Below are 8,694 nucleotides of genomic sequence, written 5' to 3'. Positions count from 1 at the left end.
ACCCAATGCGCCAGCTCCGCCCGCTCCTCGGCAGACAGCACGACTTCAACAGCACGAGGACCCCGAGACACCATGAAAACAGCCTACACACTTAGCCTCGTCATTTCTGGCGCAGGACACTAGCGGCCGGGGACGGGGAAGAGCATGCAGCTGCTCGTGGCGTGGGCGAGCAGGCGGTCCTGGGAGTCGAACAGCTCGGCCTGGGCGAGGGCGGTGCGGCGGCCCTGGTTGAGGACGGTGCCAACGGCGCGGACCTTGCCTGTGTCGACGGTGATGGGGCGCAGGAATTTCAGGTTCAGGTCGAGCGAGGTGTAGCCCATGCCGGCCGGGAGGACGGACTGCACGGCGCAGCCGGCGGCGGAGTCGAGCAGGGTGGCGTAGACGCCGCCGTGGACGCTGCCGATGGGATTGTAGTGCTCCTCCCCCGGTTCCATCGCGAAGACCGCGCGGCCCGGCTCGACCTCCTCCAGGGTGAATCCGAGGGTCGCGGCGATGGGCGGCGCGGGGAGGCGCCCGGCCAGCACGTCCCGGAGGAACTCCAGACCGCTCGTCCGGCCGACCGCGGCCGCGGAGACCTTCGGGTCCCCCCACTCGAACGTGCGTGACCTCGCCATTGGACATTTCCTCCCAGACTTACTGGCTTCGTCATTCGAAGTTAGCCAGCCGCATCTCTGGCTGTCAATGCCAAAGCCAGCCTACGATGACCGCATGACCTGGCTGGAGACCAGTACCGAGAACTGCACGGTGCAGCGCACCCTCGACCTCATCGGCGAGAAGTGGTCGCTGCTGGTCCTGCGCGACGCCATGAACGGCGTACGCCGCTTCGACGACTTCCGCCGCCACATGGGACTGTCCGAGGCGGTGCTGGCGGACCGGCTGCGCAAGCTGGTCGCCGCCGGGATCCTGGACACCGTCCCCTACCGCGAGCCCGGCAGCCGTACCCGCAACGAATACCGGCTCACGCCCAAGGGCTGGGACCTGTGGCCCGCGATGATCGCCCTCAAGCAGTGGGGGGACCGCTACACCGCGGACCCCGAGGGCCCGCCCCTGGAGGTCCGCCACCGCGACTGCGGCGAACCCGTCGAGACCGTAGCCGTCTGCACCGGCGGGCACGACGCGCTCACCCCCCAGCAGGCCTACACCCGCCCCGGGGCCTCGGCCCGCACCGCGCGCTGAGCCCAACGGTGCGGGCCATCATGAGGGCGCAGCCCGGCACGCAGACCGGCACGACGGTGCGGGCCGACCCTCGGGCCGGCCCGCACCAACGCCGTGTCGCTCGCGGACTACCCGGCGGGCCAGTGCGGCCACGCCGGGGCGAACGCGCACCAGTACTCGGGGCAGCCGACCCGGTAGGCCCGGGTGACCGTCTCCGTGACCGACGCGCCGGAGTGGTCCTCGGCGGTCACCTTCAGTGAGACCCAGCCGGTGCTCATCGCAGGTACGGTCACCTGTCGGTCGCCGTCCCGGCCCCGGGCCTTCGCTGGCTGCCAGGTGGCGCCGTCGTCCGTGGAGTACTGCACCGACACCCGCTCGATGCCGGCGCCGCCGTTCACTCCGGCCTGGCGGCCGATGCCCAGGCCGAAGGTGAACGCCCGGTTCTCCGGCGCCGAGTTGTCGCCGTCGAGCCCGGCCATGTCGTAGCGCGTGTCGAGCAGTGGCAGCGGGCGCTCGCCACCGGTGTGCTCCGAGCGGAACCGCCAGGTGTCCGTGACGTGCGTGCCCAGCTTCCACTCATAGGTGTCGCGGTGCGCGGACGAGGTGAGTTCGTACCACTGGCCCCGCGCGGGTACGTCGAAGACGCCCCGCCCCGGCTCGTCGTTACGGGCCAGTACCTTGCCCGAGCCGTCGCGCAGCACCGTCTCGCCCGACTCCACGACCCGCGTGGGATCCGACTGGTGGCCCGCGGCGTCCGAGAACATCGGCAACGCAAGACGCAGCTTGTCCCCGTCGCGGGTGGCCTGCGCCCGGCCGTCGGGTCCGTTCACCGACAGCGACGGGTTGAAGGGCCCCGCGAGCCAGTTGTCCGTGACCGTACGTCCCTGGTGGTAGATCGTCGGGTTGGTGTACTGCGCACCGAGCGCCCCGGCGTCTGTCGCGTACTCGAACGTGGCCGTCGTCCACGGGACATCGGGCGTGTAGTACGCGGTCATCCGGTGCGGTGCGCGGAACAGGGTCGACTGCTGGGCGACACGCAGGCCGCTGTGGGTCGCCCAGCCGTAGATCCCCTTGGGGTCGTTGGGGAACCCGGTGGTGCGGAAGCTGTGGTCCACGCGGGCCAGGTCCCGGCGCCGGTCCTGCCAGTGCGCGCCGGCCGGCACCCCGTCGTCATGGGTGTGGAAGGTGAAGTAGGTCCGTTCACCGTTGCGCTCACCCTTGATCCGAAGGGTCACCTCGCCCTTGGCGAGCCGCTCGCGCAGCAGCGCCACGCCATGGTCGCCGATGCCCAGCGTCGGGTCGGCCGGGTCGATCGACGCCAACCCTGCCAGCAGGATCGCCGCCGGCTGCTGTGCCCTGACCGCCTCGTAGCGCCGGGTCAGCTCTTCCCAGGGCAGGCTCCAGTCGGTCTCGAGAAGCACGATCCGGTCCTTGAGCTCAAGACCTGACAGGTCCCCGCCGAAGCCCGCGTCGGTGACCCGCTTCTCCAGGTCCCACTCCAGCCGCTGCCACGACACCAGCCAAACCGGCACGTCCACCGGGGTGCCGGCGCCGCCGACCGTCGTCGCGAGGACGTACGGCTGCTCCCAGGAGGCGGCGGAGAAGTACGTCAGCCCGGGTATCCGGCCGCTGCCCACGGCGTACGACTTGTACGCGCCGTTGTAGAGCGGTGCGGCCAGCCCGACCGGGGCGCCCGCACCGGCCGAGGAGATCACCCCGGTCGCCGACCCCCACTCGTTGAGCCGCATCTCCGGGTCGTCGACGCCCATGGTGACCGGCTTCGCCGCGGACACGTCGGTCCTCAGCGTCCGGTCGCCGGTGAGGGAGACACGCCAGGCGAGGGCGACGGACGTCTCCGGCACGCTCGCCCCGCCGTGGCGGACGTACTCCCACACCCCGCCGAACACCCGGTAGTCGCCGACCGGCAGCCGGATCTCCTCGGGTGCCGTGGTGAGGCCGACCAGCCGTGCCTCGCCGGTCTTCTCGTTCTGCACCACCAGGTTCGTGTACGCCGTCTCGACCCCGGGCCGTACGGGGGCGGGTTCGAGGGTGAGCGTGGCGGTCGGCCCCTCCGCGTCGATGCCGACGGGGGTGCGCACCGTGCTGCCGTCACTGCCGCGCGCGGTGATCCACGCGCTGTGGGCGCCGGCGGACGCTCGGCCCGTGTCGATCCGGACGGTCGCGGCGGCGGTGCCGCCCGCCGGGACGGTCAGCCGGCGAGAGGCGAGCGAGACCGGTGCCGTCCCGGTCAGGGAGAGGCTCAGCCGCGCGTCCTTGTCACCGTCATTGCGGTAGGTCACCGTGCGGGTCGGGCTGCCGTTGTACGGCCAGGCCAGCTCGGCGGAGACCGCGGCGGGGGAGGCGGTGATCCGGGTCGAAAGCGCGCCGGGCACGTCCACGCTGCCCGCGCCCTGCTCGTACACGTCCGCGCCGTCGACCGGGTCGGCGGTGGCGATCAGCGCCGACTTGAGTTGCTCCGCGTCCCAGTTCGGGTGCTGCTGCTTGAGGATGGCGGCAGCCCCGGAGACGTGCGGGGTCGCCATGGACGTACCGCTGATCGTCGCATAGAACTCGCTGGCCGCAGCGCCGTCCAGCGTGCCCGCGGCGCGGGCAGCGGTGATCGCGCTGCCGGGTGCGGTGATCTCGGGCTTGACGCCGCCGTCGGCCACGGCGGGACCACGGGAGGAGAACGACGACATCGCGCCCTCCTTGGTGATCGACCCGACGGTCAGGGCGCTGGGCGCGGCGGCCGGCGAGCCGATGCTGCGCGGCCTGCCCTCGTTGCCGGCCGCGACGACGAACAGCGGCCCGCCGTCGCGGGACAGGGTTTCGACCGCCTGCGAGAGCGGATCGCTGCCGTCGCTCGGCAGGCTGGAACCCAGGCTCATCGAGACGATGTCGGCGCCCTGGGCGGCCGCCCATTCCATGCCTTCGAGGATCCCGCTGAAACTGCCGGTCCCGCCCCCGTCGAGCACCTTGCCGATGAGCAGGTCGGCGCCCGGCGCGACACCCTTGTACCGGCCGTGCGAGGCGGCACCGCTCCCGGCGACGGTCGAGGCGACGTGCGTGCCGTGGCCGTTGAGGTCGGTGACGCTCTCGTCCCAGGTGAAGTTCTTCTCCGCGGTGACCTTGTTCCTCAGGTCCGGGTGGGCCGGGTCGTACCCAGTGTCGAGCACCGCGACCTTCACGCCCTTGCCGTCGAGCCCCTTGCGCCAGGCGTCCGGCGCGCCGGTCATGGCGACGGAGCGGTCCAGGCTCGCCTCGACCTTGGCGTCCAGCCACAGCTTCCCGGACGCGGCGGTGCGGGACTTTCCGCCCGCACCGGCGAGGAAGCCCCGCCAGGCCGTGACGGCCTCGGACTTGCGTACCGTACGGGCCGTCAGCCCGAGCTCGGGGAACGTGTCCCGCTGCGCCGATCCGCGCAGCGCGGGCCCGGCCTGCGCCGTCGCGATCAGCGGAATGTCCGCCCTGGCAGCGTCGTCGTAGCCCTGCGCGGCGAGCGCGGTGACGTCGAAGAGCTGCCGGTCCACCCGCTCGTCGGCGAGGGCCTGCGTGGCGTCGACGGGGATGACGTACTCGTGGTCGTTGATCCTGGCCCGGGTGAACGCGATGTGCTCCCGGCCCTTGCCCGGGGTCACCCCGCTGACCTGGAGGCCGCTCCCGCTGCCGGTGAAGCCGACCCGGTCGCCGCTGACCAGGGTGACAGTGCGCTGCCCGGGCGCCGCCGCGGGCGGCGGTGCCGCCGAACGTCCGGGCCCGGTGCCGGGCTCCGTCTCGGCTGCTGCCGGCAGCCCGGTGGCGAGCATCGCCACCGCGGTGGCCGCGACCACGGCCGCGGTCCTCGATCTGGATCCCATCCCCTGTACCAACTCCCTGGAGGTGCTGCCATGAACGAGCGGCACCGACGTGTGCCGGGGCCCCATTTCAAGTCAGGAGTTGACGCCGTGACAGGTGGTGGAATTGGCGCATTGACGCCATGGCACTTGTTCGCCAACCGTTCCCTTGCAGGCTTCGTAACCGGACCCGCCAGGACGGCCCTGGGCCTGGTTCAGGCGATCAGCAGGTCACACACCCCGCACGAGCCGGTCCACCGCCGGGGTTCCCGACGACGGAAGCGCATACGCCGGCATCGGGCCGGCAGCACGGTCCCGAACGGCACCCGCACCAGCACGCGGTACACGAGCTGTCCGGTCGACAGCTCCGCGGCCCGGTTGTCGTGGAACGCCTCGCGGGTGAAGGGCAGCGCCGGTCCGACCGCGTAGACGAGGAGAACGGCCCGACCAGAACGAGCCCCCAGCGCAGGCCTCGCCGTGCCGAGGGACGGCCGAGCCCCAGCTCGTCCCAGGTGATCGGGGCCGCAGGGCGATGAGCACGAGCACGGCGGCTGTGACGACGCAGATGTGCGTACAGCCCGGGTCCGAGCCGGTTCACGAGCGCATTCGCGGCCGCGAGCACCACGACGGCCAGGATGAGCATCCGCACCGTCACAGCAGAATGTCCGATTCCTGACGCAAGTCATGGGCAACGCGCTGCCCGGCGGCGTGTGCCGCCAGATACGGTGGCATGGACACGGCGACGTCAAGAGCGGGAGGAGCGTGAAAGGGATCGGCAGGCCGCGATGGCTACGGCTGTTCTGGATCGTGGTCCTGGTGGTCGGCGCTTCCGGATGGGCGGCCACGGAGTTTCTCCACAGCACGACCCCCGCAGGATGGGCCCCGTCGCCGTACGCCACTCAGGACACAGTGCCGTGCGGTCCCCCAGCCGGCAACGAGTGCGGCGGGCCGACGGAGAGCTGCGCCGAGCTCATCGAGCGGCATTGCCGGGCTCAGAGCGCGGACCCCGACCCGAAAAAGATCACCGCAGTGATCTGCAGCGATGGGGAATAGGCCCAACACCCGTCTGCATCGCACGCGATCCTCGCGAAAGAGGGAGGGTCACATGGCCCGCTCCAGCACCCGACGGGAAGCGCACCGCCTTGACCGACAGGAACAAGCATCAGGAGAAGGTTCTCCGTGGACGCACCGAGTCCGGGCTCCGCTGGTTGCTGGTCGGAATGGCGCTGGGAGAGACCATGGGCGCGGCGCGCGGGGCCTTGCCGGACAACGGTCCGCTGCGCGCCGGTGTCTGCACCCAGCTGGCCTGCTTCTCCGCCGAGGGCTCCATCCGCGCCATGGTCCGCGGTGAGCACAAGGGCATCTGTCATCCGCCGTCGGTGCTGTGGCACGCCTACTGCCGCTGGGCGGCGCTTCAGGGCATCGAGGCCGACCGCATGAGGGCCCGTTGGGGCGAATACCCTCGGCCAGGATCGCGCCGTGCCCTCATCCGTTGCCCCACTTCTGTGCGCACATCTTCATATCGGCCTTGACCCGCCCGCCGCGGTCGACCACGACGGGCACCTGCTCCAGAACCGTGCCGTTCCGCTCGCAGGAGAGCGTCCAGTTCTCGATGAGGCCGCCGACCTGCTGCTCGGTTGCGTCGTAGAGGGATGCAGTCAGCGTCCACGACGGCGTGACAGAGGCGAAGTTGTCGACCCGCAGCACGTAGACGCCCTGCTCCGGGCCGTCCAGGAGCACGCGCTCCTTCTCCCCGACGGAGCCGGCCGAACTGCCTACCTGGGTGAGCGTGCCGTCGGCGTTTCTCCGCAGCACATACAGGTCGAGGTCGTCGGGGGTCGGCCAGTCGAGTGTCACCTCGAGGGCATCGGCGTCCCGGTCGACGGTGAACTCCTGCTCGGTGCGCTGTGCGGGCGCGGTCGTTCCGGTGAACGACTGGCGCTTCAGCGGTTCGGTGGAGATCACCCGGTTCTGGCGGGCCTGGACGACGGGGCGCGTCGACGGGTTGACGTGCCAGGTGTAACTGCCGTCCGGGCCGACGGTCATGGTCGTGTCGAGGGTGTCCTTGATGGTGCCCGACCAGGTGGGGGTGGCGAGACTCTTCTTCAGCCGCAGCGTCGCCCCGGTGGGGGCGCGGCCGGTGATCACCGAGTGCTGCCCGGCGTCGGTGGCGCTCTCCAGTGCGAGCAGGAACGCCTCACGGTTGGCCTTCCCGGCATGCTCCCCGGCCCCGAGGTATTCGTCGACCACCTCGGGGAACGGCGGGTGGAACTCGTGCGCCCCTATCTCGAAGGTGTAGCCGTAACCGCCCGTGGCGTTGTACGACCAGTCCTCGGTGGTGCCCGTGGTGTCGTACAGCTCCCAACTGTGCTGGCTCGTGTAGCCGTTTTGGGCGGCCATCCGGTCGCCGAGCTCCTTGAGCGCCGCCTCGTCCGGCGGGTCACCGATGGGCTGCCCGTCGGGACCGGCCGTATCGGGCGCGACGCCGCCCGGACGCAGCACGAGGTTGGAGTAGGTGTGGTTGGTGATCAGGCCGGTCACTTGCCGCGTACTGATCAGCTCGCGGATGTTCTGTGTCTCGGGCTCGGAAAACGGTGCGGCACCGCGGTAGGTGGCTTGTGCGGATTCGGCGGCGGCGCCGGGACCGCCCCAGAATCCGCCGTAGTTGCGGTTGAGGTCCACTCCGGCGCCGAACCCGCCCGGGCTGCTCACCAGGGCGCATTCGTTGAGCAGGGGCGCCAGGCCGTCGATGATCCGGCAGTTCTTGCGCTTGTACGCGTTGCCGGGGGTGGCGAGGACCGAGGTCGTGCCGCCGCCGTCGACGGGGCGGAGGTCCACCGCCTGACCGTCGTTCACGGACTTCTCGAAGCCGTCCACGTTGACGACCGGCACGACGATCACGCGTGCCTTCTTCAGCAGGGCGGTGATGCGGGCGTCGTGGTTGTAGTTCTTCACCAGGTCGTAGGCGAACTCGATGGCGTGTTCACCGGACGGCCATTCGCGGGCGTGGTGCAGGCCCATCATGAGGAAGACGGGCCGGCCGTCCGCCGCGGCCGTGACGTTGTGCGCGATCTCCACCCCGTAGACGTTCTTGCCTTCGAGGCTCTTGTGGTTCAGGGCGAACTTCTTGACGATGTCGGGCCGGATGGCGGCCAGCCGGGCGAGATCGTCGTTGTAGTCGGCGAGGCGGCGGTAGGTGTCACGTCCGGACGGCAGCGGTGAGGTCGCGGTAGCCGCCGCATAGGCGCGGTTCGTGTCGTTGACGTCTGCCTCGCGCCGGGTGAGGTCGGGGATGCGCACCTGCCAGCTGAGTCCGGCCGCGCGGAGGGCGAGGGCGTCGGTCGCCTGGTGCAGGACGACTTCGGCGTGGTCGTGGCCCGCGTGCTCGGTCAGGTCGAGCCCGAGTGCGGCCAGCCGGTTCTTCGCAGCGCGACTGGGGGTGTCCACCACGACCAGTTGCGCCGTGAAGCCTTGCTCCGCATCCGCAGCTTCGGCGGAGGGTGCGCCGGCGACGGGCAGGAGTCCGCCCGCCGCGGCAGCGACCACCGCGCAGGCGATCGCCGTGCGTCTACGAGATCGTCGGGGTGAGGCGATCACATGAACTCCGTCTCAGCTTGGCGTTTAACCCCGTTGTGTTTGGTGTTCCTTGATCGATTCGGCGCGTTTGATTGTTTTGCCGACGTCGTGGCGCTTGGCACGCTGCTTG

Annotated in this window: 5 protein-coding genes; 2 read left to right on the top strand and 3 right to left on the bottom strand. The window is 70.7% G+C overall.

Going from position 1 to position 8,694, the window contains the following annotated elements:
• Window positions 1-119 precede the first annotated feature (119 nt).
• The gene (locus ACFV9O_RS38700; RefSeq protein ID WP_385427321.1) at window positions 120-614 is read right to left on the bottom strand and encodes a PaaI family thioesterase; all 495 of its coding nucleotides are present in this window, start codon (window positions 612-614) and stop codon (window positions 120-122) included.
• Window positions 615-708: 94 nt separating this feature from the next.
• Here ACFV9O_RS38700 and ACFV9O_RS38695 point away from each other — a divergent pair, with 94 nt between their 5' ends.
• Complete coding sequence (locus tag ACFV9O_RS38695) at window positions 709-1,176, top strand: winged helix-turn-helix transcriptional regulator (protein WP_385427318.1); 468 nt, start codon at window positions 709-711, stop codon at window positions 1,174-1,176.
• A gap of 107 nt (window positions 1,177-1,283) precedes the next feature.
• Here ACFV9O_RS38695 and ACFV9O_RS38690 read toward each other — a convergent pair whose 3' ends face one another.
• Complete coding sequence (locus ACFV9O_RS38690) at window positions 1,284-5,012, bottom strand: S8 family serine peptidase (RefSeq protein WP_385427315.1); 3,729 nt, start codon at window positions 5,010-5,012, stop codon at window positions 1,284-1,286.
• A 1,118-nt stretch (window positions 5,013-6,130) separates the two neighbouring features.
• Between ACFV9O_RS38690 and ACFV9O_RS38685 the strand changes: the two genes are divergently transcribed.
• Complete coding sequence (locus ACFV9O_RS38685; protein WP_385427312.1) at window positions 6,131-6,520, top strand: hypothetical protein; 390 nt, start codon at window positions 6,131-6,133, stop codon at window positions 6,518-6,520.
• Here ACFV9O_RS38685 and ACFV9O_RS38680 read toward each other — a convergent pair.
• Window positions 6,474-8,585 (bottom strand): M14 family zinc carboxypeptidase, encoded by a 2,112-nt coding sequence (locus tag ACFV9O_RS38680; protein ID WP_385427310.1) that lies wholly within the window; start codon window positions 8,583-8,585, stop codon window positions 6,474-6,476. The genes ACFV9O_RS38685 and ACFV9O_RS38680 overlap by 47 nt on opposite strands.
• Between the last annotated feature and the right edge of the window lie 109 nt (window positions 8,586-8,694).

The organism is Streptomyces sp. NPDC059909 (assembly GCF_042730885.1).
GTDB lineage: Bacteria > Actinomycetota > Actinomycetes > Streptomycetales > Streptomycetaceae > Streptomyces.
The sequence above is the reverse complement of the archived record's forward strand: the minus strand, read 5'-3'. Positions and strand labels throughout refer to the sequence as shown.

Coding starts and splice junctions, on each gene's coding strand:
- ACFV9O_RS38700 (WP_385427321.1), bottom strand. CDS start 614: ATGGCGAGGTCACGCACGTTCGAGTGGGGGGACCCGAAGGTCTCCGCG.
- ACFV9O_RS38695 (WP_385427318.1), top strand. CDS start 709: ATGACCTGGCTGGAGACCAGTACCGAGAACTGCACGGTGCAGCGCACC.
- ACFV9O_RS38690 (WP_385427315.1), bottom strand. CDS start 5,012: ATGGGATCCAGATCGAGGACCGCGGCCGTGGTCGCGGCCACCGCGGTG.